The organism is Streptomyces sp. NPDC005774 (genome assembly GCF_042871645.1).
GTDB classification, from domain to species: domain Bacteria; phylum Actinomycetota; class Actinomycetes; order Streptomycetales; family Streptomycetaceae; genus Streptomyces; species Streptomyces pratens.
Map to the genome: position 1 here is coordinate 96,612 of NZ_JBIAIV010000005.1, position 26,854 is coordinate 123,465.

The 26,854-nt window shown below is 71.0% G+C and carries 23 protein-coding genes; 1 reads left to right on the forward strand and 22 read right to left on the reverse strand.

Going from position 1 to position 26,854, the window contains the following annotated elements:
* Positions 1 to 7: 7 nt before the first annotated feature.
* From ACFYQA_RS07000 to ACFYQA_RS07105, 22 genes are all read right to left on the reverse strand, one after another.
* Positions 8 to 1,102, reverse strand: a complete 1,095-nt coding sequence (locus ACFYQA_RS07000; RefSeq protein ID WP_388912630.1) for a dienelactone hydrolase family protein — start codon at positions 1,100 to 1,102, stop codon at positions 8 to 10.
* Positions 1,099 to 2,268, reverse strand: a complete 1,170-nt coding sequence (locus tag ACFYQA_RS07005) for a pectinesterase family protein (protein ID WP_388912633.1) — start codon at positions 2,266 to 2,268, stop codon at positions 1,099 to 1,101. The genes ACFYQA_RS07000 and ACFYQA_RS07005 overlap by 4 nt, the downstream gene beginning before the upstream one ends.
* Before the next feature lie 171 nt (positions 2,269 to 2,439).
* Positions 2,440 to 3,801: a polysaccharide lyase family 1 protein gene (locus tag ACFYQA_RS07010; RefSeq protein WP_388912636.1), complete on the reverse strand. Its 1,362-nt coding sequence runs from the start codon at positions 3,799 to 3,801 to the stop codon at positions 2,440 to 2,442.
* A gap of 143 nt (positions 3,802 to 3,944) precedes the next feature.
* Positions 3,945 to 4,751 carry a rhamnogalacturonan acetylesterase gene (locus tag ACFYQA_RS07015; RefSeq protein ID WP_388912639.1) on the reverse strand — a complete coding sequence of 269 codons (807 nt, stop codon included), beginning with the start codon at positions 4,749 to 4,751 and terminating at the stop codon, positions 3,945 to 3,947.
* A 197-nt stretch (positions 4,752 to 4,948) separates the two neighbouring features.
* Complete coding sequence (locus tag ACFYQA_RS07020; RefSeq protein WP_388912642.1) at positions 4,949 to 6,313, reverse strand: ABC transporter substrate-binding protein; 1,365 nt, start codon at positions 6,311 to 6,313, stop codon at positions 4,949 to 4,951.
* A 244-nt stretch (positions 6,314 to 6,557) separates the two neighbouring features.
* The gene (locus ACFYQA_RS07025; protein ID WP_388912645.1) at positions 6,558 to 8,123 is read right to left on the reverse strand and encodes a family 43 glycosylhydrolase; all 1,566 of its coding nucleotides are present in this window, start codon (positions 8,121 to 8,123) and stop codon (positions 6,558 to 6,560) included.
* Positions 8,120 to 8,965: a PmoA family protein gene (locus ACFYQA_RS07030; RefSeq protein WP_388912648.1), complete on the reverse strand. Its 846-nt coding sequence runs from the start codon at positions 8,963 to 8,965 to the stop codon at positions 8,120 to 8,122. Before ACFYQA_RS07030 ends, ACFYQA_RS07025 begins: the two co-directional genes overlap by 4 nt.
* Complete coding sequence (locus ACFYQA_RS07035) at positions 8,962 to 10,278, reverse strand: Gfo/Idh/MocA family protein (protein ID WP_388912651.1); 1,317 nt, start codon at positions 10,276 to 10,278, stop codon at positions 8,962 to 8,964. The genes ACFYQA_RS07030 and ACFYQA_RS07035 overlap by 4 nt, the downstream gene beginning before the upstream one ends.
* Positions 10,275 to 11,177: a carbohydrate ABC transporter permease gene (locus tag ACFYQA_RS07040; protein ID WP_388912654.1), complete on the reverse strand. Its 903-nt coding sequence runs from the start codon at positions 11,175 to 11,177 to the stop codon at positions 10,275 to 10,277. Before ACFYQA_RS07040 ends, ACFYQA_RS07035 begins: the two co-directional genes overlap by 4 nt.
* On the reverse strand, positions 11,174 to 12,109 hold the full coding sequence (locus ACFYQA_RS07045) for a carbohydrate ABC transporter permease (protein ID WP_386406564.1): 936 nt from the start codon (positions 12,107 to 12,109) through the stop codon (positions 11,174 to 11,176). The genes ACFYQA_RS07040 and ACFYQA_RS07045 overlap by 4 nt, the downstream gene beginning before the upstream one ends.
* Positions 12,110 to 12,235: 126 nt before the next feature.
* On the reverse strand, positions 12,236 to 13,969 hold the full coding sequence (gene araD / locus ACFYQA_RS07050; protein WP_388912659.1) for an L-arabinonate dehydratase: 1,734 nt from the start codon (positions 13,967 to 13,969) through the stop codon (positions 12,236 to 12,238).
* On the reverse strand, positions 13,966 to 14,874 hold the full coding sequence (locus ACFYQA_RS07055; protein ID WP_388912662.1) for a dihydrodipicolinate synthase family protein: 909 nt from the start codon (positions 14,872 to 14,874) through the stop codon (positions 13,966 to 13,968). Before ACFYQA_RS07055 ends, araD begins: the two co-directional genes overlap by 4 nt.
* Complete coding sequence (locus ACFYQA_RS07060; protein ID WP_388912665.1) at positions 14,871 to 15,611, reverse strand: GntR family transcriptional regulator; 741 nt, start codon at positions 15,609 to 15,611, stop codon at positions 14,871 to 14,873. Before ACFYQA_RS07060 ends, ACFYQA_RS07055 begins: the two co-directional genes overlap by 4 nt.
* Positions 15,612 to 15,872: 261 nt before the next feature.
* A complete protein-coding gene (locus tag ACFYQA_RS07065; RefSeq protein WP_388912668.1) occupies positions 15,873 to 16,472 on the reverse strand; it encodes a TIGR03086 family metal-binding protein in 600 nt (199 codons plus the stop codon).
* 276 nt (positions 16,473 to 16,748) lie between these two features.
* A complete protein-coding gene (locus tag ACFYQA_RS07070) occupies positions 16,749 to 17,351 on the reverse strand; it encodes a recombinase family protein (RefSeq protein ID WP_388912671.1) in 603 nt (200 codons plus the stop codon).
* A gap of 234 nt (positions 17,352 to 17,585) precedes the next feature.
* Positions 17,586 to 18,017: a hypothetical protein gene (locus ACFYQA_RS07075; RefSeq protein ID WP_388912673.1), complete on the reverse strand. Its 432-nt coding sequence runs from the start codon at positions 18,015 to 18,017 to the stop codon at positions 17,586 to 17,588.
* Complete coding sequence (locus ACFYQA_RS07080; RefSeq protein WP_388912676.1) at positions 18,010 to 19,527, reverse strand: S1 RNA-binding domain-containing protein; 1,518 nt, start codon at positions 19,525 to 19,527, stop codon at positions 18,010 to 18,012. The genes ACFYQA_RS07075 and ACFYQA_RS07080 overlap by 8 nt, the downstream gene beginning before the upstream one ends.
* Position 19,528: 1 nt before the next feature.
* Positions 19,529 to 20,131, reverse strand: a complete 603-nt coding sequence (locus tag ACFYQA_RS07085; RefSeq protein ID WP_388912679.1) for a recombinase family protein — start codon at positions 20,129 to 20,131, stop codon at positions 19,529 to 19,531.
* Between the two features lie 178 nt (positions 20,132 to 20,309).
* Positions 20,310 to 21,509, reverse strand: a complete 1,200-nt coding sequence (locus tag ACFYQA_RS07090; protein WP_388912681.1) for a TniQ family protein — start codon at positions 21,507 to 21,509, stop codon at positions 20,310 to 20,312.
* Positions 21,506 to 22,414 carry a TniB family NTP-binding protein gene (locus ACFYQA_RS07095; protein WP_388912684.1) on the reverse strand — a complete coding sequence of 303 codons (909 nt, stop codon included), beginning with the start codon at positions 22,412 to 22,414 and terminating at the stop codon, positions 21,506 to 21,508. The genes ACFYQA_RS07090 and ACFYQA_RS07095 overlap by 4 nt, the downstream gene beginning before the upstream one ends.
* Positions 22,411 to 24,078 (reverse strand): Mu transposase C-terminal domain-containing protein, encoded by a 1,668-nt coding sequence (locus ACFYQA_RS07100; RefSeq protein WP_388912687.1) that lies wholly within the window; start codon positions 24,076 to 24,078, stop codon positions 22,411 to 22,413. Before ACFYQA_RS07100 ends, ACFYQA_RS07095 begins: the two co-directional genes overlap by 4 nt.
* A 209-nt stretch (positions 24,079 to 24,287) precedes the next feature.
* Positions 24,288 to 25,694: an XRE family transcriptional regulator gene (locus ACFYQA_RS07105; protein ID WP_388912690.1), complete on the reverse strand. Its 1,407-nt coding sequence runs from the start codon at positions 25,692 to 25,694 to the stop codon at positions 24,288 to 24,290.
* Positions 25,695 to 25,818: 124 nt separating this feature from the next.
* Here ACFYQA_RS07105 and ACFYQA_RS07110 point away from each other — a divergent pair, with 124 nt between their 5' ends.
* A complete protein-coding gene (locus ACFYQA_RS07110; protein WP_388912692.1) occupies positions 25,819 to 26,850 on the forward strand; it encodes an NAD-dependent epimerase/dehydratase family protein in 1,032 nt (343 codons plus the stop codon).
* Positions 26,851 to 26,854: the final 4 nt, after the last annotated feature.

Genomic DNA, 26,854 nt, shown 5'->3' on the forward strand with positions numbered 1-26,854 from the left:
GCCGCCGTCACAGGACGGCGGCGAGCCAGGCGTGGACCTCGTCCTGCATCTCGCCGTCGAAGACGTGGCCGCGGTCCGGCCACGTCTTCAGCCGCAGCCGGTGCCCGGCGCCCTGTGAGTGCCACACGGTGCGCAGCTTGCCGTGGGCGGTCCGCACACCGTCGGCGGGGAACAGCGGGTCGAGCCCGCCGTGGAAGAACAGCATCGGCCGGGGTGCGGCGATGCTCGCCACGTCGGGGATGTCCAGGTGCCGGGTGAGGCCGGGATGGAGCATGTGGAACGCCGACTGCCCGCGCAGCGTGTTGTTGCCGGGCACCATCATCTCCTTCAGGCCGGTCATCCAGCACACGCTCGCCGCGGCCGCGATGTGGTCGCTGAGCGCGGCCGCCTGCCAGGCCCGGTAGCCGCCCATGGAGAAGCCCAGGGCGGCCACCCGGCCGGCGGCCACCCGCTCGAGGCCGGCCAGGAAGGCGGCGGCGCGCTGGTCCTCGCGGGCGTGGAGTCCGGCGAGCGAGGAGCCGAGATGGAAGAGGTTGCTCGCCAGTTCCTGCTGCCGCTCGTAGGCCAACGGCCCCCGCTCCCCCCATCCGAGGGCGTCCAGGCAGAGCACGACGTGGCCGCGCCGGGCGAGTTCGTCGCCGACGAAGCGTCCGCCGAAGTACCGCGCGGCCCACTCCTCGGCGGAGGCGAGCCGGGTGTCGTCGTACCAGGGCCGGACGCACTTCTCCTTGCCGATGTCGAAGCGGGAGCCGTGGTCGTGCAGGAGCAGCACGGCCGGGAAGGGCCCGGTGCCGTACGGGGTGAGCAGCACGCCGCGGGTCCTGCCGTACCGGGTGAGCGAGAGGGTCACCGACTCGCGGGTGAAGCCGCTCCCCTCGGAGTCGTCGGGGACGGCGGGGCCCGCGGTGAACTCGGGCGCGTACGGCGTGCCGTCCTGGTCGTCGACGACGAGCAGTTCCTCGACCTTTCCGCGGGCCGCCCGCCGCCACGCGTCGAAGTCCCGGACGGGTGAGGTGCCCCAGGCGAGCGGGAACGTCAGGTCGTCCTTGAGCACGTCGTGGAGTCCGGGCGGGCCGGGGACGGGGGTGGGGGGAGAGGTCACCTTGCGGCCGACCGGGGGTGCCAGTCGCCGAGGTGGGTCTCGGGAGTGTGGACGGCGGCCCGGGCCCGGGTGAGCTGGGGACGGTTCTCCGGGACGGTGACCACGGCACCGGGACCGCTGTTGCGGTACTCGGCGAAGCGCTGGTCCTGCCAGGGATGGCCGGCTGCCATGGTGGTGTAGGGCGCGACGGCGTCGATGCCGGGGCCGAGGCGGGTGTCGCGGACGGTGAGCATCGGGCGGGCGGTGGGGTCGGAGCTGGGCACCCAGGGACGGGCCAGCTTGTAGTGGCCGTCGGGCGCCTCGCTGCTGATGGTGCTCCTGGTGACGAGGTAGCCGCGCGGGTTGGCGCCGGCGGTGGAGGGCGCGAAGACGAAGCCGTACGGGGCGCCGGTCAGGTCCGGGCGGATCAGGGTGCGGAAGTGGCAGTGTTCGAAGACGGCGGTCGCCCGGCCGAAGACGAAGTCGACGTCGCCCTCGGCGTAGCAGTGGGCGAAGTACTGGCGGGCGAACGTGTCCAGGGACAGGGAGTCGGCGTACAGGGTGTCCTGGTGGCCGAGGAACCGGCAGTGGGTGAAGGCGCTGCGGTCGCCCTGCACCTTGAGGGCGACGGCCTGGGTGCCGCTGGTGCCGGGGAGGTCGGTGCGCAGCCAGTCGTTGGCGAAGGTGATCCGGCGGGCGGTGAAGCCGTCGGGGCGCACGGTGGTGGTGGCGGAGCCGGAGGTGCCGTAGGTGCCGGAGCCGTCCGGCTTCGGGGTGCCCGCCGCGTTGTCGTGGACGATCACTGTGTCCCGGGCGTCGCGCGAGGCGCCGATCCAGGTCATGCCGGTGCGGTCGGCGTCGACAAGGACCGTCTCCCGGTAGGTGCCGGGGGCCAGGACGAGGACGCGTCCGGTGCCGGTCGCGGCGGTCACGGCCGCCTGGACGGTGGTGAAGTCGCCCGCGCCGCCGGGGTGGACGTACAGGGTCTTCGGGGTCAGGCGGTCGGCCGGCGAGCCGTACCGGCCGAACGGGCGGCGCGTGCCGTGGGCGGCCTGGGCGGGGGCGGCGGCCGGGGCGAGGGCGGTCGCGGTGGCGGCCGAGGCGCCCGCGAGCAGAAGACCCCGTCGGGAGACGGTCGGGGACGTGCGCGAGGAGAACGGCAGCGGGCGGCCGGGGGGCGGGGGCATGCGGGTGCTCCTTCGGTACGGGGCCGGGCAGGCGGGGCGACGGACGGGGCGGGCCGGGGCGACGGACGAAGCCGGCGAGGTGGACCGGGGCGGGCGGGGGGACCGGGGCGGGCGCGCGCCACAGTGGGGGTGGTACGCGCCCGCCCCGGCGTCAGGGGGGCGGGGCGGAGGTCAGCGGAGGCGGCCCGCCCCCGCACCGCGCTTGACCAGCGCCGGGACCGCCTGCGCCCGGTCGACGTCGGCGCGCAGGGTGGGTGTCCAGCCGGCGCCGGACCGGAGGGTCGCCTCGGGGATCTCCGCGTTGTGCACGGCGATCAGGTCGACCCGCTTGCCGTTGACGAGGTTGTTCCCGGCGGTGAGCGGGAAGTCGTTCCACCGCTTGAGGATCTTGGCCGGACTGACGCTCTTCGGCAGGGTGAAAGCGTTGTGCTCGGCGACGAGCTGGGACTCCTTGCCGATGCCGAAGCTGTAGCCGTAGCCCGCGTCGGCCACGAAGTGGTTGTTGTAGACGTCGACCTGCCCGAAGCGGACGCGCGGCGCGCGCTCGACCAGTTCCGAGAACAGGTTGTGGTGGAAGGTCGCCTTCAGCTTGCCCCGGTCGCCGACGGCCGTGGACTCACTGTCGCTGTTGCCGATCAGGATCGTCTTGTCGTGCTCGGTGAAGACGTTCCAGGACGCGGTGACGTAGTTGGCGCCGCGGACGATGTCCAGCTCGCCGTCGTGCTGCTGGTACAGCATCCCGAAGTGGGTGGGGGCCGCGCTGTCGGGGTGCTCGCCGTCGGTGAAGGTGTTGTGGTCCAGCCAGACGTGGGTGGCGTTGTACACGACGGCGGTGTCGTACTCGGAGTTCCAGTTGCCCTTGTCGCCGTCGGTCGGGTCCCACTGCGGGAAGCAGTCGAGGGGGCTCTCGAGGGTGAGGTTGCGGACGACGACGTTGTCGACGTCCTTGATCTGCAGGCTGGCGCCCTTGAACCCGGCGTTCTTCCCGATGCCGATGATCGTGGTGTTGGCGGGGACGTTCGCCTTGATGGCGGTGTTCTGGTGGGCCGCGGAGACCCTGCGCAGGCCCTCGGGGCTGTCGTCGGGCTCGTCGCTCAGGTCCTGCTCCAGGCCCCAGGTCTCGGGTGCGTACTTCTCCAGGTAGGCGTCGAAGTCGTAGCCGGGGGCGGCGAGCGAGTCGCAGCCGGCGGAGACCGCGTCGATGGTCCCCCGCACCTTGATGATCTTCGGCGCGGTGCCGCCGTCCGCCAGGGCCGCCTTGAACCCGGCCCAGTCGCTGACGGTGTGGACGTGCTCGGGCGCGGCGCCGGCGCCTCCGGTGGTGCCGGGGCCGTGGGAGGCCCAGCCGTCGTTCGCGCCGAGTGTCTGCCGGGCGGGGTCGCGGTGCTTACCGGGGTGCTCTCCGAAGTGGTCGCCGTGCGCCTGGGCGCCGGTGCCGGTCAGGGCCAGTACGAGGGCGGTGCAGCCGGCCAGCGCGGCGGCCTTCAGCATGGCATGCGCATGCCATGCCTGTCTGTTCGGGGTGCGGGTCATGGTGCGGGTCTCCCTGTGTCTCGTTCCGTCGGTGTCGCGGACTGCCGGCCGCGCGCCTCACGCGCCTCACGCGGTGCGAGCGGTGCGCGCCGGGCGTGTCGGGTGGGTCAGGCGTGTCGGGTGGGTCGGGCGTGCCGGGCGGGTCAGGCGGTGGCGCCGGCGGCCGGCCAGGTGATCCAGGACTCGGGGATCACGTCGTTCAGCCGGCGCACGTCCCGCGGCGCGAGCACCCGGGTGCGCAGCAGCTCCCGGGCTACCAGCCGCGCCACGGCGATGGCGCCGGGCGGGTTGAAGTGCGTGTTGTCCTGCTCGGTCGCCGTCCAGTTGAAGTACTTCTTCGTCTCCTCGGCCCCGAGCTCCTGCCACAGCGCCAGCGACAGGGCCTGGGTGTCGAGCAGCGCGACCCGCTCCTGCTGCGCCAGCGCCCGCATCGCCGCCGGATAGTCGCCGTGGCTCGGTACGGCGGTACCCCCCGCGTCGAACCTCCGGCGCTCCACGGCGGTGGCCAGCACCGGCCGCGCCCCACGGGCCCTGGCCCCGTCGACGTACAGCCGCAGATACTCCTGGTACGTCGTCCGGGGCTCGGTGTAGCGGGTCGGGTCGGTGGCCTTCTCGTCGTTGTGCGCGAACTGGATCAGCAGGAGGTCGCCGGGCCGGACAGCGGCGAGAATCGTGTCCAGCTGCCCCTCGTCGACGAAGCTCTTCGAACTCCGGCCGTTCACCGCGTGATTGGCGACCTCAAGGCCGGGGCGGAGCAGGAAGGGGAGCGCCGTGCCCCACCCGGTCTCGGGGGCGGCGTCGGCGTATTTCTGGGCCGCGGTGGAGTCCCCGGCGATGTAGAGGGTGCGCGGGCGGGGGCGCCCGGAGGCGGCCTGGGCTGTGCCGGTCACGGTGAGGGCGAGGGGAAGGCCGAGACCGGCGGCGGATACCTGTCTGCGAGTGAGCGACACAAGCCTGTGCCTTTCAGCAAGGGTCCGGAGGAGCGCCGTGGGGGCGCGGGACTGTACCTGTGTGCGGGCCGCGGCCGGGCGGGCGCGGCCGGTCGCGGGGGCGGCCCGTGCCCCGGAGGAAGGGGGCCGCCCCCGCGGTGTTACCGGGCACCGCGGTGACACCTGCCGACGCGGTGCCACCGGTTACCGGCTACCGCTCAGGCCATCTGCTCCTGCCACTCGGCCTGGGCCTCGTTCAGCTGCTCGGCCAGGGTGTCGAGGAAGTCCTTGGCGCTCATGTCCCCGAGCAGCACCTTCTGGAAGTTGGGCTCGTTGTCGGCCTTGGAGACGGTGTTCCAGTCGGGCAGGTAGTACGGCAGTTGGACGATCGTCGTCGACCCGTCGCTCAGCGCGTCCGCGGCCAGCTTCGTCGGCTCCGCCTTCTGGATCCAGTCGTCCTTGGCGGCGTCGAGGTTGGCCGGCACCTGTCCGGCGGACTCGTTGAACTTCGAGTTGGCCTCGGGCGAGGTGGCGTACTCGATGAACTTCCAGGCGGCGTCCTTGTTCTTGGAGCTCTGGAAGACGCCGAGTCCGTCGACCGGGTTGGAGACCTGGACCCGGGCCCCGTCGGGTCCGGTCGGCTGCGGGATGCCCCGGAACTTGTCGGCGCCGAGCGCCTTCACATGGTCCTGGTACGAGCCGAGGTTGTGGTTGAGCATGCCGATGGTGCCCGAGTCCCACTGCGCGACCATCTTGGTGAAGTCGTTGTTCAGGTCGGCGGCGGGAGTGACCTTCTTGAACAGGCCCGCGTACTTCTCCAGGGCCTTGACGTTCTTCGGGTCGTTGACCGTGGTCTTCTCACCGGTGGAGTCCCAGAACGTGGTGATGCCGGACTGCCCGTACATCGCGTCCAGGGCCTGGGCGATGGAGCCGGCGCCACCGCGGATGGTGTAGCCGAACTCGTTCTTGCCCTTGTTGCTGAGCTTGTCCGCTGCCTTGAAGAAGCCGTCCCAGGTGGTCGGCTCCTCGAGGCCCGCCTTCTCGAACAGGTCGGTGCGGTAGTAGAGGACGCCGTTGTTCGCGGAGGTCGGGATCGAGTACAGCTTGTCGTCACCGCCGCCGGCGGCGCGCAGCGACTCGACCATGTCCTTGTTCAGCTTGCCGTCGAGGGACGACTCGCCCAGCCGGTCGTCCAGCGGGGCGAGCGCCTTCTGGGCGGCGAAGCCCGCGACCATCGCCGCGCCGATGCCTCCGACGTCCGGCAGGCCGCCGCCCTGGATGGCGGTGTCGACCTTGGACTGGTACTCGGTGGAGGCGATCCCGACGTACTCGACCTCGATGTCCGGGTTGGCCTTCTCGAAGTCGGCGATGACCTCCTTCCAGATGTCGGTGCGGACACCGCCGTTGTTGTCCCAGAAGGTGACCTTGCCCGTGCCGCTGCCCTCGGCACCCTTGTCACCGCCCGCGCCGCTGCCGTCGTCGCCGCAGGCGGTGACGGTCAGCGCGAGCACGGCGCCCAGGGCGACGGCGACCGGAGTCCGGCGCCTGCCGGTGCTGCTGCTTCTGCGATTGCTGATCTTCATTGGTCGGCTCTCTTCTGCTTCTGGTTCTTCTGGTTCCGACGGGACGTGCGGGACTTACGGGAAATGCGGGACGTGCAGGTGTGGGGGGCGTTCGCGGTCGTCCGGCGGGGCTCAGTCACGTGGGGGCGGTGCCGGCGCGGGCGCCGAGGCCGGGATCGATGTCGTGTCCGGTATCGAGGTCGGCATCGGCAAGAGCTTGTCCAGGAGGTGCGTCATTGCGGCTCCCAACAGGCGTACGGGGGGGTCAGGCGGGACTGATCCTGAACTGCGTGAAGGTCGCGGTCCCGGCGTGCCCCTGGCCCGTCGGGGCGAGGGCGGCCAGGCCGAGCAGGGCGCCGACCCAGCGCCACGGCGTGGCGGCGAAGGTCTGCCCGGAGGGACGGAAGCCGTCCCCGGTGTCGTAGGAGAAGCGGCAGCGGGCCCCGGCACCGGCCTCGATCCGCAGCCTGACCCTGCCCTCGGGGACGAGCCGGGGGTGGCCGGCGTCGCGTTCGCTCTCGGCGACCGTCTCGGCGAACCGGTGCACGAGGTGGGCCGTGCCGTCGGTGCCGCGCTGGAGTCCGATCCAGGCATAGGCGTCCCCGAGGACGGCGAGGCCCGCCCGCGCTCCGGGCTCCGGACTGTCGAGCCGCAGTTCCACCTCGACGGTGCAGGGGGTGCCGGGCAGCCGCTGGGTGAGGATGTTCGGCAGTCTGCGCAGGTCGTGCGCGTCGGCGGTGCGGACGCAGCTCAGCCGCAGGCCGTCCGCGGAGTGCTGGGTGGCCCAGCCGTCCCGGGGGTTGGCCGTCCACTGCCACTGACGGCCGTGGCGGCCTCCGGGGAAGTCGTCGTCGGTGGCGGGCGCGGCGGCCGGCTGGGCGGGCAGGTCCGGGCGGCGGTGCTCGGCGACGGGGGCGCCGTCGTCCCCGATCACCGGCCAGCCTCCACCGCTCCCGCTCCGGTCCCCTCCCGTACGGGAGGCGGCCCCCGTACGGGCCCAGCTCATCGGCTGGAGGTGCACGACCCTGCCGTAAGCCCCGCGCTGCTGGAAGTGCAGGAACCAGTCCTCACCGGACGGGGTGCGCACCCAGCCACCCTGGTGGGGCCCGTTGACGTCGGTGTCCCGCTGTTCCAGGACGACCTTCTCCTCGTACGGGCCGAAGAAGTCGCGCGACCGGAAGGCGCCCTGCCAGCCGGTCTCCACTCCCCCGGCGGGCGCCAGGATCCAGAACCAGCCGTCGTGCCGGTAGAGCTTGGGCCCCTCCAGGGTGAACCAGCCGGGGATGCGGTCGGCGTCGACGATCACCTTGCCCTCGTCGAGGAGTTCGGTGCCGTGGGGGTGCATGCGGTGGCCGGTGAGGCGGTTCTTGACGCCGGAGCGGGACCGCGCCCAGGCGTGCACGAGGTACGCCTCCCCGGTCTCCTCGTCCCACAGCGGGCACGGATCGATCAGACCCTTGCCTGCTTTCACCAGGTGGGGGCGGGTCCAAGGGCCCCGGATCTCGGGGGCGTTGACCTGGAAGATGCCCTGGTCGGGGTCGCCCCAGAAGATCCAGAAACGGTCGTCGTGGTGGCGCAGGGACGGCGCCCAGACCCCGCAGTCGTGCCGGGGCACCCCGAACTCACTCTCGGGTTCCAGGCGTTGCAGCGCGTGGCCGACGAGGGTCCAGTTGACCAGGTCGCGGGAGTGCAGCAGCGGCAGTCCGGGAACGCGGCCGAAGCTGGAGGCGGTCAGGTAGAAGTCGTCGCCGACGCGGATCACGTCCGGGTCGGACCAGTCGGCGTCGAGCACCGGGTTGCGGTAGGTGAGGTCCGTCGGCGGGGCGCTCACGGGCTCACCGCCTTGCGGACCAGGGCGGCGGCGTCGTCCCGGCCGAGGCGGCCGTCGGCGACGACGGTGACGACGCGGCGGACCACCGTCTCCCCGGGCGGGAGCGGCAGCCGGGCGTCGTGGGCGAGGGAGGAGCCGACGCCGGGGTACTCGGCGGTGCGCACGAACCAGGGGTCGCGGCGGGTCGTCTCCGTGGCCCCGGCGAACACCAGCGTCCAGTCGGCGCCGGCCAGGGCCAGCCAGTCGGCCGGGCGGCCGTGCACCGCTTCCTCTCCCTCGGCGGAGGCGGTGAAGACGTCCGGCTCCGCCTCCTCCTTGCGGGCCCGCCAGAAGAAGCCGCCGTAGGCGGCGCCGGCACGGCCGTTGGTGGCCGGGCTGCCGACGGAGAGCGGGGCCTTGGTGACGTTGGTGAGGGAGAAGGTGAAGTCGAGCGCCCAGGCGGTCTCGGTGAGTCCGGTGGCGGCGACGGTACGGCGCTCCCGCAGCAGTTCGCCGGGGGCGGCGACCCAGCGCAGCTCCTCCACGAAGCCGTCGGGGTCCCGGAGCTGGAAGCCGGTGTGCCGCTGGGAGCCGTGGTTGTCCAGCTCGGTGGAGCCCCGGTCGCGGACGTAGGTGCGTCCGCCCCAGAAGTTGTGCCCCTCGACGTCGGGAACGGCGACACCGACGCCGAGGTGGTGGGTGTGGTCCACGGGCGACAGTTCGGTGACCGCCGTGCCGGCCAGGGTGGTGACGGGGTGCAGATACGGGCGCGGGGAGAGCCTGTGGGGCAGCTCGGGCCGGGTGACGTACCGGCCGACCGGCCGGCCCGCAACGCGCAGGACCGCGAAGTCGTCATGGGTCATCGGGTGCTCACCTCTTTCGGTGGGTGCGGTGCGGACTGCTGGGCGGAGTGCGGTGCGGACTGCGGTGCGAACGGTTCTTTGGACTGCCGCACGGACTCGGGTACGCCCTGCCGTGCGGGCAGGGCCCAGGAGGCGCCGAGTTCGGAGTAGAGGGACAGGGTGTCGGCGGCGGCCGCGACGAGTCCGTCGACGCCGGGGACGACGCGGCGGTTCTCGCCGGGGACGCGGTGCCAGGCGCCGGCGGGCAGGGGGGCGGGGTCGGGGGCCCGCCGGATCGCCTCGACGACCTTCATGAAGGCGCCGGTCGCGTCCGGGGTGACCAGCAGGGGGGCGCCGGTGACGAGGTGGTCGACGAGGTTCTCCAGCAGGTCGGTCCGGCCGAAGTGGAGCTCCTCGGGGCCGTGGCCCGCGCGCTGGACCAGGACGCGGTCCTGCTTGTACCAGAAGGTGATCCGGCCGCTGGTGCCGTGCACGAGGACGTACGGATCGTCGGCCCGCTCGGCGCACAGGGTCGCGGCGACGGTGACCGGCCGGCCCTGTGCGGTGGTGACGCGGACGCAGGACGTGTCGTCGGACTCGATGTCGTTGGCGCGCAGCAGTTCGGTCTCGATGCCGGTGACGTCCTCGGCGCGGGTGCTGCCAGCCAGCGCCAGGGCGGTGGCGACGGCGTGGGCGAGCGGGTTGGTCAATGCTCCGTCGATCACGTCGACGCCGTTCAGCCGGCGCCGGCCCGCCCAGGGCGCCCGCCGGAAGTAGTCCTCCGGGCGCACCCAGGCCCCGGCGCCGCCGATCCCGGTCGGCCGGCCGATGGCACCGTCGGCGACCAGTGCGCGGATGGCGGGCACCGCGTGCGAGCCCAGCGACTGGAAACCCATCTGACAGGAGATCCCGGCCGCGGCGACCCCGTCGGCCATCCGGCGGAACTCGGCGTAGGACGGTGCCGGCGGCTTCTCCAGCAGGAGGTGCACGCCCCGTTCGGCGGCGGCGAGGGCGAGGCCGGTGTGCGTGTGGATCGGGGTGCAGACGACCGCGATCCGGGCTCCGGTGGACTCCAGCAGGGCGCCGAAGTCGGCGGACTGCTCGGGCGGTTCGCCTCCGTACTCGTCCTCGGTGAGCGGGGTGAGTTCACAGATGCCGGCCAGCCGGACGAGCCCGTCCTCCTGGAGCCTGCGAATGTTCGCGAGGTGCCAGCGGCCGTGGCCGCGGGCGCCGGCGAGCACCACGGGCAGCGGCTCGGGCCGGGGCGTGGCGCCGGACGCGGCCTCGGGGGCGACCCGAGGTGCGGCCCCGGGTGCGGCCTCGGACGCGGTCATCCCTTCACCGCCCCCGCGCTGAAGCCGGTGATCAGCCACTTCTGGATGAAGGCGAACACGATCACGACGGGCACGGCCGCGATGATGCCGCCCGCGGCGAGGGCGCCGAGGTCGACGCTGTCCGCGCTCATCAGGGTGTTCAGACCGACCGGGATGGTCTGCTTCTCCTGGTTGTTGAGGAACATCAGGGCGAACAGGAAGTGGTTCCAGGAGTGGACGAAGGCGAAGGAGCCGACGGCGATCAGTCCGGGCCGCAGCAGCGGCAGGACGACCACCCGGAACGCCCGCATCCTGCTGCACCCGTCGACCCAGGCGGCCTCCTCCAGGGTGTACGGCACGTTCTTGATGAAGTTGCTGATCAGGATCATCGACAGCGGCAGCTGGAAGACCGTCTCGGCGATGATGACGCTGCCGAGCGAGTTGATCATCTGCAGTCCGGCGAAGATCTCGAACAGCGGGACCAGGAGCAGTGCGCCGGGCACGAACTGGGAGCAGAGCAGGGCGAGCATGAAGACCCGCTTGATGCGGAAATCGAACCGGGCGAGCGCGTAGCCGCCGGCCAGGGCCACCAGCGTCGTCGTGATCAGGGTGGCGACACCGACGAGCACGCTGTTCTGGAAGAAGGTGCCGAAGGCCCGGTCCGTCCACACCTTCTCGAAGTGGACGGTCGTCATCGGCCAGGGCACCAGCGAGGTCGAGCCGGCCGGGCGCAGGGCGAAGAGCAGGATCCAGTAGAAGGGGATGAGGGTGAACAGGAGGTAGATGCCCAGCGGGAGGTAGATGTGCCAGCGGGGCACCTCGTCCCAGGCGCGGTGTTTCTTCCGCGCGGGGCGGCTCGGCGGCTCGGCGGCGGAGCGCGCGGGGGCGGGGGCGGCCGGGGAGGCCTCTTTGGTGATCACTTGTTTTCGCCTCCGAACTTGCTCAGCCGCAGGTAGACGATCGAGCAGAAGAGCAGAATCACGAACGCGACCGTGGTGAGGGCCGACGCGTAGCCGAAGTTGTGGGCGTCGACGCTGGTGTTGGCGATGTAGAGCGGAAGCGTCGTGGTCACGCCGGCCGGTCCGCCGCCGGTGAGGGTGTAGAGCAGGTCGACGTTGTTGAACTCCCACACCGCGCGCAGCAGCGTGGACAGGATGATGGCGTCCTTGAGGTGGGGCAGTGTGATGAACCTGAACTGCTGGAAGCGGCTGGCCCCGTCGACCTCGGCGGCCTCGTACAGGTCCTTGGAGACGGACTGGAGGTCGGCGAGGATGAGGATGGCGAAGAAGGGGACGCCGCGCCAGAGGTCGGCGACGACCACCGCCGAGAAGACGGTGGAGGTGTCCGAGAGCCAGCTGGTGCCGTAGTCGCCGATACCCATGTCGGCGAGGTAACGGGTGATGCCGGTCTGGGAGTTGTAGAGGAGCACCCAGATCGCCGAGGTCAGCACGCCGGAGACGGCCCACGGGGAGAAGACCAGGGCGCGGCCGATGCTCCGGCCGACGAAGGTCTGGTTGACGATGAGCGCCAGCGCGAGCCCGAACATCAGCTGGAGGCCGACCTCGACGACGACCCACTTGGCGCTGAAGACCAGGGTGTCCCAGAACAGCGGGTCCTCGGTGAAGAGGTGGACGAAGTTGTCGAGGCCCGCGTAGCCGTTGCGCCACGGCTTGGTGGGGTTGTAGTTCTGCAGGCTGTAGTAGAAGACGCTGATGACCGGGTAGGCGATGAAGCCCAGCATGAGCAGACCGGCCGGAGCGATCAGCAGGTAGGGCAGTCTGCGCGGCGTGGCGGAGGCACGGCGCCGCCTCGGTGGCGTGGGCGGTTTCGCCACGGCTGCGGCTTGGGCCATGACTGTTCTCCGTTTCTCGGTGTACGTCGTGCTGTGCGGGGGCGATGCGGAGGTGAAGCGCTTTCTTCTCAGGTGTGCGGGGATCCCGCGCAATCCGGTGGCCGGACCGCTCGGGAGTGCTCGCGGTCAGCCCGCGTAGGGGTCCTGCACCGTGCCCGGCCGGGCGAGGAACTCGAAGTCGCATCCGGTGTCGGCCTGGGTGATCTGCTCGTTGTAGAGCGCGCCGTATCCGCGCTCGTACCGGGCGGGCGGTGGCGTCCACTGCGCCCTGCGCCGCTCCAGTTCCTCGTCGTCGACCTCGAGCCGGAGGAGCCGGCGTTCGACGTCGAGGGTGATCAGGTCCCCGGTGCGTACGAGGGCCAGCGGTCCGCCGACGTACGACTCGGGGGCGATGTGCAGCACGCAGGTGCCGTAGCTCGTGCCGCTCATCCGGGCGTCGGAGATCCGCACCATGTCCCGTACCCCCTGCTTGAGCAGGTGGTCGGGGAGGGGCAGCATGCCGTACTCGGGCATGCCGGGCCCGCCCTTGGGGCCGGAGTTGCGCAGCACCAGTACGTGGTCGGCGGTGATGCCCAGGTCCGGGTCGTTGATGGTGCGCTGCATGGTCCGGTAGTCGTCGAAGACGACCGCGGGGCCGGTGTGCCTGAGCAGGTGCGGTTCGGCGGCGATGTGCTTGATGACGGCGCCGTCGGGGCAGAGGTTGCCGCGCAGGACGGCGAGCCCGCCCTCGTCGGCGACGGGCTTGTCCCGGGGCCGGATGACGTCGTCGTGGTGCACCCGCGCGCCGGCGAGCTGTTCGCGCAGGGTGTCGTGGGAGACGGTGGGCCTCTCCAGGTGGAGCAGGTCCTCGATCCGGGAGAGGAACCCGGGCAGCCCGCCCGCGAAGTGGAAGTCCTCCATCAGGTACGTCTGTCCGCCGGGCCGTACGTTGGCGAGCACCGGGACGGTGCGGGCGATGCGGTCGAAGTCGTCGAGGGTGAGGGCGACGCCCGCGCGGCCGGCCATGGCGATCAGGTGGATCACGGCGTTGGTGGAGCCGCCCAGGCCCAGGACCGTCGTCACCGCGTCCTCGAAGGCGTCCGCGGTGAGGATGTCACTCAGCTTCCGGTCGCGGTGGACCAGTTCGACGATGCGCAGGCCGGCCGCGGCGGCCATCCGGTCGTGCCCGGAGTCGACGGCCGGGATGCTGGAGGCGCCCGGCACGGTGACGCCGAGGGCCTCGGCGGCGGCGGTCAGCGTGGACGCCGTGCCCATGGTCATGCAGTGGCCGGGCGAACGGGCCAGGCCGCTCTCCAGTTCCTGCATCTCGCAGTCGCCGATGACACCGGCCCGCTTGTCGTCCCAGTACTTCCACATGTCGGTGCCGGAGCCGAGGGTCTCCCCCCGCCAGTGGCCGGGGAGCATGGGGCCGGCCGGGACGAAGACGGTGGGCAGATCGACGCTGGCGGCGCCCATGAGCAGGGCGGGCGTGGACTTGTCGCAGCCGCCCATCAGCACGGCCCCGTCGACCGGGTAGGACCGCAGGAGCTCCTCGGTCTCCATGGCGAGGAGGTTGCGGTAGAGCATCGGGGTCGGCTTCTGGAAGGTCTCGCTGAGCGTGGAGACCGGGAATTCGAGCGGGAAGCCGCCCGCCTGCCACACCCCGCGCTTCACGGCCTGCGCGCGGTCGCGCAGATGGACGTGGCAGGGGTTGATGTCGGACCAGGTGTTGAGGATCGCGACGACGGGCTTGCCCAGGTGCTCCTCGGGCAGGTAGCCGAGCTGGCGGGTGCGGGCGCGGTGGCTGAAGGAGCGCAGCCCGTCCGTGCCGTACCACTGGTGACTGCGCAGTTCCTCGGGCCGCTTCTTCGGCGTGTTCACACGGACCACCCCGCGGCTATCGCGGCGACCTCGGCCCGCTCTTCCTCGGGCAGCAGCCTGCTCGGCGGGCGGACCTCGCGGCGGCACAGGCCGAGGGAGGCGAGAGCCTCCTTGACGACGGTGACGTTGTTGGCGGAGCCGTTGGCGCCGCGCAGTTCCTCGAAGCGGCGGATCTGCTCCCAGACCTTCATGGCGGTCGTGTAGTCGCCCGACCTGAGCGCCCCGATCATGTCGAGGGAGACCGACGGGGCGACATTGACCAGGCCGGAGGTGAAGCCGGTGGCACCCGCCGAGAAGTAGGAGGGGGCGTACGGCTCGGCGAGCCCGGCGACCCACACGAACCGCTCGAGGCCGGCGTCCCGCGCGAAGGCGGCGAACTTCGCCGCGTCCGGCACGGCGTACTTCACGCCGATGACGTTGGGGCAGGAGTCGGCGAGTTCGGCGAGGCGGGCGCCGGTGAGCTGCGCGTTGCGGATGTAGGGGACGACGCCCAGGTCGGGCACGGCCTCGGCGATGGCACGGTGGTAGTCGACCCAGCCGCTCTGGGAGACGTAGGGGTGGACGGGCTGGTGCACCATCACCATCCGCGCGCCGAGGTCACGGGCGTGCCGTGCGGAGGCGACGGCGGTCGGCACGTCGTGTCCCACCCCGACCAGGACGGACGAGCCGTCGCCGGTCTCCTCGAGGGTCAGCTCGGTGACCGTGCGCCGCTCCTCGGGGGTCAGGGCGTAGAACTCTCCGGTGTTGCCGTTGGGGGTCAGGGTGGTGATGCCGGCGTCGAGGAGGCGGCGCAGCAGGGCCCGGTATCCGGCCGGGTCGACGGAGCCGTCCTCGGCGAACGGGGTCACCGGGATGGCCACCACGTCGGCCAGGGCCGCCCGCTGGGTCTCGAACGTCGTCGTCATGCCTGACCGTCCTCTTTCTGGACTGCCCGGGTTGCCGGGGCTTCGGTGATCTCCTGGGCTTCGGTGATGTCCTGGGCTTCGGAGTCTTCCTCCACGCCGAGTTCCGCGCCGGGGAAGGCCCGCCGTACGAAGGAGGCGATGTGCGCGTGGAGGGCGCGCGCCGCGCCCTCCGCGTCGCCGGCGAGGGCGAGGCGCAGGATCTCGCGGTGCTCGCTCGCCTCCCGCTCCCAGGAGGGGTCGGCGGCCCAGGCGACGGCGGAGACGAGCGCGGCCTGGTCGCGGACCTCGTCGAGCATCCGGCCGAGCAGCGGGTTGCCGCACGGCAGGTACAGAGCGCGGTGGAACTCTCTGTTGGTCAGGGAGCGTTCGGCGGTGTCGGTGGCCTCGTCGGCCCTCGTCAGCGCGTCCCGCGCGGCATCCAGGGATGCGCCGCGCCGGACGGCGCGCCGCAGCGCCTCGGGTTCGAGGAGCAGACGCACGTCGTAGACCTCGCGTGCCATGTCCGCGTCGACCATGCGCACCGTGACGCCCTTGTACTGGCTCATCACGACCAGACCGGTGCCGGCCAGGGTCTTGAGCGCCTCCCGCACCGGAGTCTTGGACACCCCGAACTGCGCGGCGAGGTCGGTCTCGACCAGGGCCTGGCCCGGCGTCAGCCGGCCGGTGAGAATGCGGCGTTTGATCTCTTCCAGCACGTACTGCGTGCGGGAGGGGATCGGGATGGGCACAGAGGTCATGCGCGCCTCTCGGATCTCGCGTATCGCGTCTCATATATGACGTACGAAGTATGACGCGATGAAACTAGGAGCGACCCGGGGTTTCGTCAATGCTTCTGACAAAGGAAGTTCGGGTTGCCGTTCCCGGCCTCCGCGGCGGCCGGCCGCCGCGTCGACGGCGGGACGCCCGGCCGGACGGGCGTGCTCGCGCGGGGCCCGTGAACGCGCGGCGGCCGGGCACCCGTCCTGCCCGGGTGCCCGGCCGCTCGGAAGATCTCCAGGTCAGACCTTGGATGTCCACCCCGGATCGCGGCCGCTGAGCCCCACCGTCCGGTCCAGCAGCGGGGCGTCGGACGGCACCGGTACGACGGGGCCGAAGATGCCCTCGCCGCTGTCCCGGCCGGGTTCCGCCGCGGCGGCGAGGAGGAAGGCGTGCGCGGCTTCGAGGGCGGCGGGGTCGGACGCGTAGTCCTGGCCGGTGGCGCGGGCCAGGTCCCAGCCGTGGACGACCAGTTCGTCGGCGACCACGGCTCCGGCCACCTCGCCCGGCAGGTCGACGCCCCCGGCCCTGGTCATGCCGGTCCAGGCCAGGGGGTCGCCCCAGGCCTCAGCGAGTTCACCGAGCACCACGGGCAGGCCCTCGCGCCAGCCGGGGCGGAGGTCCGGCAGGGCGGCGTCCGGGCTGATGTCGGTGGTGGTGCCGAGGTCCTTGCGCCCGGCGTCACGGAAGGCGACGCTCAGCCCGGCGAGGTGGCCCAGGATGTGGTGCACCGCGTACTGGGGGCAGGGCGTCCCGTCCGTCAGCTGCGCTTCGGTGACACCCTGGGCGAGACGCGCCACGATCCGCGCCTGCGGTCCGAGGTCGGGGGTCTTGTCGGTCATGGGCTGCTCCCTGCTCCTCATGGCTGTGCCCGTGCGCACAGGTGTTCCCGGAGGGTTGACCGAGCCGGCCCCCGGAACTCATCGCTCGCCCGTGCCGTGGACGACGATCCACCGGTCCGGACGTGCGGTGCGGCGATCGGGGCAGGGCTGCCCGCCGTCCTGATCGCCACGCTGACCGCCGTGCGGCGTGAGACCCCGGGCCCGCTGCCGGGCCGGGTCACCAGGGGTGCCCTTAACGAGCGGCGAACCAGGTGACAAGTAACCAGTCGGTAGCGGTCAGGGATTCGTGATTGCGGTCTTCTTCGGCTGACGCAGAACGGTCTTGACCTTGTCGAGGTGCCCGTACACCGTCGACCTCGGCACGCTGAACGTGTCGGCGATCTGTTGGACCGTCTTCTCCCGTTCGTCGTAGAGCCGTTGGGCGAGCGCGGCCTGGTCCGCGGTGAGCTTCGGCCGGCGTCCGCCCACCCGGCCGCGGGCCCGCGCAGAGGCGAGCCCGTCGTTCGTGTTCGCCACGATCAGCTCCCGCTGGAGCTCCGCCAGTACGGACAGCATCCCGAACATCGCCCGCCCCTCCACCGTGGCGGTGTCGATGCCCTGCTCGATGACGTGCAGCCCGATACTCCGCTCGCGCAGCTCGGCGCCGAGGGTCACCAGGTGCAGCACGGAGCGGGAGAGCCGGTCGAGCCGGGTGACCTTCAGCGTGTCGCCCTCACGGAGCAGCTGCATGACGAGATCGAGCTTCGGGCGGGATGCCTTCGCGCCGCTGGCGACGTCGACGTGGATGTTGTCGCGGTCGACGCCGTGGCGGAATAGTGCGTCGATCTGATGATCGGGGTTCTGGTCGGCCGTCGATGTGCGGCAGTAGCCAATGAGCATCGTCGGAAACTACCCGAAGAACCGTTCTCCGACGTTGATTTTCGACGCGAGTTGCCGACACCGCCCACCTGCGGGTTCGTGATCACTGCGCTGTCAGTTTCCGGAGTCGGCTGCATGGATGACCGAAGTCGACTGCACTCGCTGTCGACGCTCAGCGCTGTCCGCCTGAAGACGCCGGCGCGACTGGTGTGGCAGTCGGCAGTGCCCTGGAGGTACCGCAGTCGCCCGTAAGCGCTACTTGAGCTCGCACTCGCCGGTCGTGAAGTCCTCCGGTCGGACCTTCTGCAGACACAGGAAGCGATGATTCAGTAGTTCGAGCGCGTCGTGGATGCCGCCGCCGAACTCGTCTCGGATCTTTTGCAGGGTTTGAATCCTGCGTCCCTCCAAGATGAGGTAGTCAATCTGCGACCAGCGGGAATCGGTCCCGTCGCTCGGTTGCGTGAGAGCGTCGACCTCGGCCCGGAGCTGCACCACTGCCGCCACGATCTTCTTGTCGTTGGCGACACTCAGCAAGGTCAGCCCCTCGGGCACAGGGGCCCTGTGGATGATTCCGAGCTCCTTACACAGCCACGCACGTAGCTCGTCGAGCTCGCGTCGAGTCGTGTCGCGCTCGGCGCGGGTCTGTTCCAACTCGGCCCGCAGCAGATCGAGCTCGTCGTCAGGCATGGCCGTGTTCCTGCGAGTTTGCCGCGCGAGCCTGCGTGCGCGAGAGCGTGATGCGGTGCCATTCCAGATCGACTTCGATGATCTTCACGGTGAGGATGTCGCCGATCCGGACGACATCCTCGGGTCGGTCCACAGGTGGTTCGGCGAGCTCGGTGTTGTGCACCAGCCCCTCGAGGCCGTCCTCCCGGTCCTCGATACGGACGAAGGCGCCGAAGGGCACGAGCCTGGTGACCGGTCCTGTGACCGTCTGGCCGATCTGTTGCGCAATCCCGGGCAGCGGGTCCTCCTGCAGCGCCCGGAGGGAAAGCGGTACCCGTTCCCGAATCATGTCGACGTCAAGGATCTCGGCGGTGATCTGCTGGCCAACCGTGACGACGTCGGAGGGATGGTTGATGTGGCGCCACGACAGTTGGGGAATGTTGATCATCGCTGTGAAGCCGCCGATGTCCACGAACGTGACGCCGAAGCTGGCGATCTCGGTCACCGTGCCCGTGATGATCTGCCCACGTTGCAGGGTCTTCAAGAAGGCCCAGTCATGGTCGCTGGGCGTCGGCTCGGTCCGCCAACGCGCTCGGACGACGCCGTCACTGTCGGGCAGGACTGCCGTGAACAGCGGGTGACGCTCATCGACGGCCAGCGACAGGACGGCAGCGGCGCGAGCTGCCGAGACCTGGGCGGCCATTGCCGCGATCTGGGTCCCATCGGCGACCGTGCTACTGATTCGGCCGTCCTGGTCCTCCCAGACAATTTCGACCATCTCATCGTCGGGGAGTGAGGCGAGGAGCGCGGTCACGTCGGTGGACAAGTCCGGCCAGACCGTCAGCAGGGCGCGCGGCGCGAGCCGGGAGCGCACCGCGTCGATGTTGTCGCGCGTGAGGCGGTGCCAGCGCGAGGCGTTTCCGACATGGTTCTCCTCCAGGATCGCGGCCCAGCACGCACTGACGGCCCAGCTCACGCGGGCCCAGAATTCCAGGTCAGCCGGCCGCTGCACGCCGGGGCCGTCCTGCGCAATGTCGTAGGGCGAAGAATGCAGACGTTCCGGGAAGAGCCCGAGCGCACGGACGCGGCTCACGGCCGCTTCGCAAGGCTCGCTGCTGCCTACATAGATGTACTGGTCCCAGCCGACGTGCACGGCAAACGTGCCCTCGACTTCCAGGCGGCACCAGGCCCCGTTGTCGCGGAGCATGGCCCGCACCAGTTCCAGCCCGGTCGGGACCGGCACTTCTGCTCCGTCGTGGAAGCCGGCGAGGTCGCTTGGGAAGAGCCCTGCCAGGCCGTGCCCGTCGACTGTGGGCTCCAGGCCGAAGTGCACGAAGCCAGGTGCGACCGCGGGTTCGCGGATGTGCAGGTGCTGGACCCCGGTGTCTTCGGCGAAGGCCGCGACTGCCTCAAGGTAGGCGGCCTCGACAGGTCCGTGGTCGCTGACCGAGTTCTCCGTGCCGGTGTAGGTGCCGCGCTCGTCGCGGTCGGCGGGATCGTACTTGGTGATTCGGTAGACGTAGGGCAGCACGTCACTGCCCCACGACGGTGGACGTGGGTGCCGTGGCCTGATGGCGTTCCAGGACCCGGTAGACGGTGGCGCGGCTGACGGAGAACAGCTCGGCGAGGTCGGCGATGGTGTGCTCGCCCGACTGGTGCTGCTGGACGAGGTGGGACTGCTGGCGGGCGGTCAGTTTGGGCTTCTTGCCTTTGAGCTTGCCCTTGGACCGTGCGACCGCCATGCCCTCGCGGGTGCGCATCCGCAGGAGGTCGACCTCGAACTCGGCGAAGGTGGCCAGGATGTTGAAGAACATCTTGCCCATCGGGTCAGCGGGGTCGTAGATGGCTCCGCCCAACGAGAGTTTGACGCCGCGGGCGGTGAGAGAGTCGCCGATGTCGCGGGCATCGGGTACCGAGCGCGCGAGTCGGTCGAGCTTGGGGACCACGAGGGTGTCGCCAGCGCGTACGGCCGCGAGGGCCTGGGCCAGACCGGGGCGGTCTCGGTTGGTTCCTGTCAGGCCGTGGTCGAGGTAGATCCGGTCCTCAGGAACGTCCAGGGTGAGCAGGATCTCGCGTTGGGCGGTGAGGTCCTGCTCGTCCAGACTGCACCTCGCGTAGCCGATGCGTTCGCTCATGCCCCGGAGCGTACGGTAAGCCCCCGCTCACCGTACAGATCACCGGACACCCTAAATGAGACGGTGATCGTGCAGGTCGCCGTCGCCCGCCCTTCAAGATTGCTTCTGTTCGTTGGGGGTTCCCCTTGCGAACACGCCGTTGGGCGCGGTGTTCCACTTCCGTGGAGGTGGAAGTGGGTCAGATCAGGTCGGTACGGCCCAGCTCGCGGGCGCCGGGCAGAAACGCGGGGGGAATGCCGGCGCCGAACAGATAGGAGCGCTCTTGCTCGAACCGGTCGAGCGTGCGGCAGCCCCCGGTGAGCAGGGCGAGAAGCTGCCGCGCGGTGTCCTGGTTGGTACGAGCCAGGGTGAGTGCCTCTTCCATGGCGGTCATGGCGTCCTGCCAGGCGTTGCGGTACGGGGAGGGTCGGTCGCCGTCGTACACGGAGTGGTGCGGGGGCTGGATCGCAGAGCCGAGGTGCCCGCGGGCGGCGATCGTGCCGTCGGCGACCAGACGGAGCGCGATGGCGACGGCATCCCACATCGCCTCCCGGACGTCTTCTCCCATCTGCTCGAAGGGGCGCCAGATGTTCAGGCCGGCGCGTTCCGGGTGTCCAGTGGCCTGCCAGATCTGCTGCAGCACGGCTTTGCCGTGCGTGTTCTGTGAGCTCGCGGCGAGACTGACCTCGTCCAGCAGCGAGCGCAGGAGACGGAACCACACCCCTGCGTGCACAGTTCTGCCGGGCAAGGCAACGCGACCGGTGGTGAGCGCCTGGTGGGTGTAGCGGTCAAGGGCGGCACGGGGTTCCTCCAGCGGCTCCCTGGGTGTTTCCCGGCCCAGGATCCGCGCGGCCCGCACTTCGGAGATCTCCAGGAATCGGCAGTCGTGCTCGACGCAACTAGTCATCAACGCCAGCCGCCACACCAGGGAGATGCCCCGGTCCGGGTCGGCGACGCAGTCCGGGCAGGCTCGCAGAGCGCCGGGATAGGGAAGAAGCCACGGCCCCGCCCATCCCGGCTTGAAGCGCAGTACGTGATGCGTTCCGGCTTTGCGAGCAAAGAGGACGGAGTTGTCCCGGACGTAGGCGTTGAAATGCATCTGCGCGTTCTGGGCGTGCACGGGCAGTGTGTCGAAGAGCCAGGGCGCCCAGCCGGCCAGGGTCATGGACCGCAGCCGGGCGAGGTCCACGCCGGTCTTCTCCGCGAGTGCCGCGAGTATCGCCGCCGGAGGGTCGATGTCGAGATCAGCTGGCAGGGTCGGGCCGACGAGGCCGAGGTTGCGCGTCAGCAGGTCGTGCACCGGCATCTCATACAGCTCCGCGAGCCGCCCCAGCCACGACGAGAGTGCTTCCAGCGGGCCGGGCTGTGGGTGCAGCGGCCAGCGTCGCGGCGGACTCACGTCAGCTCGCGCTCGAACAGGCGGCGCCGTTCGGTCGGCCCGTCGTACGGGGCCAGCAGCAGGGTGCGCTGGTTAATGGCCTCCTCGCCGGACTCGATCGCCGCCACTGCGGCGTCGGTGAGCAGATGGGCCAGCTCGCCGATCGTGCCCTCGCTGCGGGTGAGCAGGTAGCCGGCCATCTCCACGGTCGCGATCGGCGAGGGCCGGCGCAGCGGGAAGGAGGCGGCGAAGCTGGCCAGCAGCGAGCAGGCATCGACGTCGGCCTCCCAGCGGGGCAGGGTGAGCGGCGCGAACCGGTTCTCCAACTGGTCGTCCGCGCGGATAGCCAGGTAGGCGTCCCGGGTGCCAACGCCAACCAGCGGGATACGCAGCTCGTTGCCCAGGTAGCGCAGCAGGTTCAAGAACTCCCGGCGCTTGTCGCCGCTGCCGCCGAGGACGTTGTGCAGCTCGTCGATCACCAGCATCCGCACTCCGGCCGATCGCAGCAGCCGCAGCACCACTTGCTCCAGGTCGGCCAGCCGGTAGCGCGAGCGCAGCGGCGCTCCGAGCGTGGCCAGCAGCGCGGTGTAGAAGCGGATGACCGTCGGCTCGGAAGGCATCTGTACCGCAAGGAGGGGGATCTCCTCGCGGTCCGGATGCGAGATCGGCGGGTGGGACCGGAGGAATTTCTCCACGATCATCGACTTGCCGTTGTTGGTCGGCCCGATCAGCAGCAGGTTCGGCATGCGCTGCTTGGACGGCCAGGCCAGCAGTGTCTCCAGCCGGCCAAGAGCTTCGGTGGCGCGCGGGTAGCCGATCCACCGGTCCGCCCGTACGTAGCGCAGCCGTTCCGCGTCCGGCAGCCGCGCGATCCGCTGCGCGGCCGGGCACAGGTGCGCCAGGTCCACCGGATCGTCCTCACTCACCACTGCTCGATCACCTCGAACGGCGGTGCGAGGGGCTTCTCGGCCCGCTCCGGGTCCAGGGCGGGCGGGTTGACCCGCGCTGTCGTCGGGTGCGGCCGGGGCGTCGCGGCCCTCCGGCGCTGCGTGTCACGGCGGGCCTTGCGGGTGGTGGCCGCGGCGGCGTCGGTGATCTCGCGCATCCGCGCCACCATGGCGAACAGTGCGTGCTCGTCGACCTCGGCGCGTCCGGCTTCGCGCAGCCGCGCGGCTGCGGCCTTCTGCTCCCAGACGCTGATCGGTGGCCGCGACAGCGTCCGGTAGGGCACCTCCACATACGCGGTGCCGTCCGGGTCCAGGACCCAGATCCGGCTGATGTCACGCGGATCGCGGCGCAGCACGAACCGGCCGAGCCGCTCGCGGCGGGCGATCCACGGCTTGAGCGCGTCGCTGTAGTACTGCACGTGGTCGATCACGAATCCCGACCGCGACAAAGTCCTGCGGACCACCGGCAGGAAGTCGACCAGGAACGCCGTCTCGTTCGTCACGGTCACCGGCCGGGGCGTCTCGGTGGCCTTGTCGTCCCACGCCCCGGCCGGAGTGCGGCCGAGCCCGTCGTGGACCTGACCGTGGTAGCAGGTCACCGCCAAGGACAGCCAGCTCTGCAGCTCTCCCATGGTCAGCGCGGCCTTGCCGTCGCTGTCGTAGGCGCCGCGCTCGACGGTGCTGGAGAACGTGGTGCCCGGCAGTTCGTGCACTTCTCGCATCATCGTGCCGATCAGCCGCTCGACGATCCCGCCGAAGTGCGGCTGGCCGGGTGGCCGGTAGCGCAGCTCGATGCCGTGCTGGTCGCAGCCGCGGCGCAGGGCCTCGCTCTTGAACTCCGCGGCGTTGTCCACGTACAGTCCGCGCGGCTTGCCGCTCATCGGCCACACCGCCTCCACGCCCAGCCGTTCCAGCCACGGCCGCTTGTCCGTCGCCGCGTGCGCCAGGCACAACCCGACCGAGGTCGCCGACGGCGCCTCCAGCGTCACGACCAGGCCCACCACGCACCGGCTGGCCACGTCGATCGCGACCGTAAGATACGGACGGCCGATCGTCAGCCGGTGCCGTTCGTCGACCACGATCACATCCATCGGCGTGTGATCGATCTGGACCTGCTCCAACAGCCCGGTGACCACGGGCGGCACACCCCCGGCCGACCGCAGCGGACGAACCGCCTCACTTCCCTCCCGCGCCGCGACCGACGACACCGGGTCCAGCCGCTCGATCCGGCGCCGCACCGTCCCCCTCGATGGGGCTCGCAGGCCGCGAGCCCGGCACTGCCGCGTGATCTCCTTGCAGACCGCCGCCACTGACCGGCGTTGCCGCGTCAAGTACCGGGTGCGCAGCACCTCCCGGACAATCGTCTCGACGTCACCGGACAGACGCCCCCCGCCGCGGCCGCCGCTGGAGCGGCCCGGCAGCAGGTCCGACACCACACCCTCGCCCGCACGCCACCGCCCCAGCAGCACATACACCTGACGCCGGGAGATCCTCAGCTTCGCGGCGGCCTCGTCGGCATCGGCCAGTCCCACCGCATCCTTCGCGGCGAGCGGACCGATCACCTCGGCCCGCCGCACCGCGACACCCCATATCTCGGTCGGCGCGGTCAGCACCCCGCGCTCGGCCACCGGCCCCTCTGCCATCCGGAAGCCTCCTCGCCGCGCACACGACTACGCCCAAAACGACCGTAGCGCAGACAACTCCGGCGTGTCCGGCGAGTTCATAGCCCCCTGCACACCACGGTCAACCCCCAGCTCACCCGTGCACACGACTACGAAAATTCACATGCGCCGAGTGTCGGCAGACGGTCGTTTGCCGACGCTTCCGGGTCCGGGCTCGACTGCTGCTCGTATCATCCGGCGAGTCGTTCCCGGGCATACTCGCGCAGCTCGACGATCGGCTGCTCGGTGCGGTTGTCCAGACGGCGGATGAGGGCGGAGACGAGGTCCACGCAGCGTGCGGCTCCTGAGCCGAGGGCGGCATCGAGAGCGGTGCGGGCATCGGTCGCGGCGGCCGCAGCGTCTCGGCCGTGGAGGAAGCCTTCGGCCCGGTAGGTCAGGAACACCGCTTTGGTGCGGGAGCGGCGCGGGTCGAGTTCGTCCAGCCCGGCGCCGATCGCGGCGTCGGCGCGGCCTGGGTCGCCGAGGTCGAGCCAGCACCGTCCAGCGTCGGCGCTGACGTCCGCCATCGACATCCAGGAGACCACTGGAGGCGTGTCCTGCGGGCGCATCCGCTCCAACTCGGTCTCGGCGGATGCCAGCGCGCGACCGGTTCCCTGACGGTCTTGGAGTACGGCGCAGGCCCGGGCGCGGCGTACGTCGAGCAGGGAGCGGGCGGCTGGCGTACGGGTACGGGAGCGGGCGAGTTCCAGGACGTGGACCGCGTCGGCGGGCCTGGAGAGCCAGGTGGCCTGGTAGGCGAGGTCGGACAGGGCCACAGCAGCCAGATCGCGATCCCCGGCCTGGTGGGCGGCGTGGACGGCGGCCTGCCAGTGGCGTTGGGCATCGGCGTGCCGGTCGGCGTCGAAGCGCAGCCATGCGGCGCAGTGCGCGAGGTCGGCGGTCACGGCGTGGAGGCGGCGGCCGATTGGCGGGGTGTAGCGGTCCTGGGTGATGAGGTCGATGGCGGTGTTCAGGTGGGCGTCGATGAGACCGGAGACCTGCGGGTGGGGTCCGGCGGCAAGAGTGCGCAGCTCGCCGGACCGCTGCTCCAGCCACGTCAGGAGTTCCTCGTCGACGCGCTGCCCGCCCAGGGCCTGGGACAGATGGCGGGGCTCGATGCGGGCCCAGTTTGCGGCAATGTCAACGAGGGTGCTGCTGCTGAGTACCAGGAAGGATCGTCGGTCCATGCGGGTGATCTGCACCTCTCTCAGTGCGGCCCGGCTTCCCACCGGGCTGAAGGGGGCGGGCTGTTCGAGGGCGGGCAGCCAGTGGGGCCAGCCGACCTGTTCGACCATGGCGGCGGGAACGTCGAGGACGCCCGCCAGGAGCGCCTGGCTCTCCTCGCTCGGCGTCGTGCCGCCTGTTTCCCAGAGCCAGATCCGGTTGCGATCGATGCCGCTGCGCAGGCCGCGCCGTCGGGCCTGGTCGCGGAGCAGACGGGCGAGGTCGTCTCCGGACCAGTGGTGATGGCGGCGCACGTGCGCCAGCGGATGCCGGTCCAGGTCCATGCCGTCCCCCGAGGTGTCGCCGCCGATGCCTCCCTCTCCACCATGCCGTACCCCGTTGGGCGGTGGGGCGGCTTCGCTGGGAGCGGGCACACACCGGACACACAGTCATCCCCTGGAGCGAGGGGGATGACTGGTGGTGTTCTCGACGGCGTGACGCCGCGCAGTCGCGTGGTGCTGTCGAGAGGGGCTTGCTCGCGTGAACACAAAGGATCGCTTGGCTGATCTGTCCGGCGCCACGGTCACGGTGACCGGCGGGTTCGGGCTGGTCGGCAGTCGCATCGTGCACAAGCTCCGGGCGCTGGGCGCCAAGCCGCTGGCCGTGGGCCGCCTCGACGCCTACGGCAGTTCCCTCTACTCCTCCGTGTTCGAGATCTCCCCTCGGGACCCGGACGTCATCGCCGGCGACATCACCGACACCGCGCTGATGGACGACTTGCTGTCACACAGCGACTACGTCATCCACGCTGCGGCCCTGGCGGACGTCGCGGAGTGCACCCGCAACCCAGCGGCGGCGCTGAAGGCCAACATCGACGGCACCCAGACCGTGCTGGATGCCGCGGCCCGGCACGGCGGCACGCTGAAGCGGCTGGTCTTCGTCTCCTCGGCCAGCGTCTACGGCACCGGAACCGGTTCGGCAGACGTAGGGAGAGCCCGGTTCGGTGAGACCGATCCGCTGGTGCCCGCGTCGGTCTATGCCAACACCAAGCTGTGGGGCGAGCATCAGACCGCCCTGACCCTGGGCGGCAGCGGCGACTCGTACGCGATCGTGCGGTACTTCTCCGTCTACGGAGAGCCGCAGGTGGTCAAGGAGAACAGCCACAGCTGGGTGGTGGCCTGGTTCGCCATGCGGGCCGCGCTCGGCCTGCCGCTGCAACTCAACGGTGGCGGATCCCAGGTCCGCGACTTCGTGCACGTCGACGACATCGCGGAGGCGACCCTGCTGGCGGCCGTGACCGCGGGTGCGGATCGCGGAACGCTCAACGTCGGTACCGGTCGCGCCACTTCCATCCGGCAGGTCGCCGACCTGGTGCGCGGCCACTATCCCGGTGCGCGGATCGTCGAGACGCCCCGCCCGCAGGGCGACCCGCTCGGCGCCTGCGCCGATATCGCCCGTATGCGTCAGGTGCTCCGTTGGGCTCCGCAGATCGACATCGAGGACGGCATCCGCCGCTATGTGACGTGGCTGGAGCGGACCCCCGAGGCGATCCCGGCATGGCTGCGCACCGAGGTCCGGGACGCTGCGTGAGGGA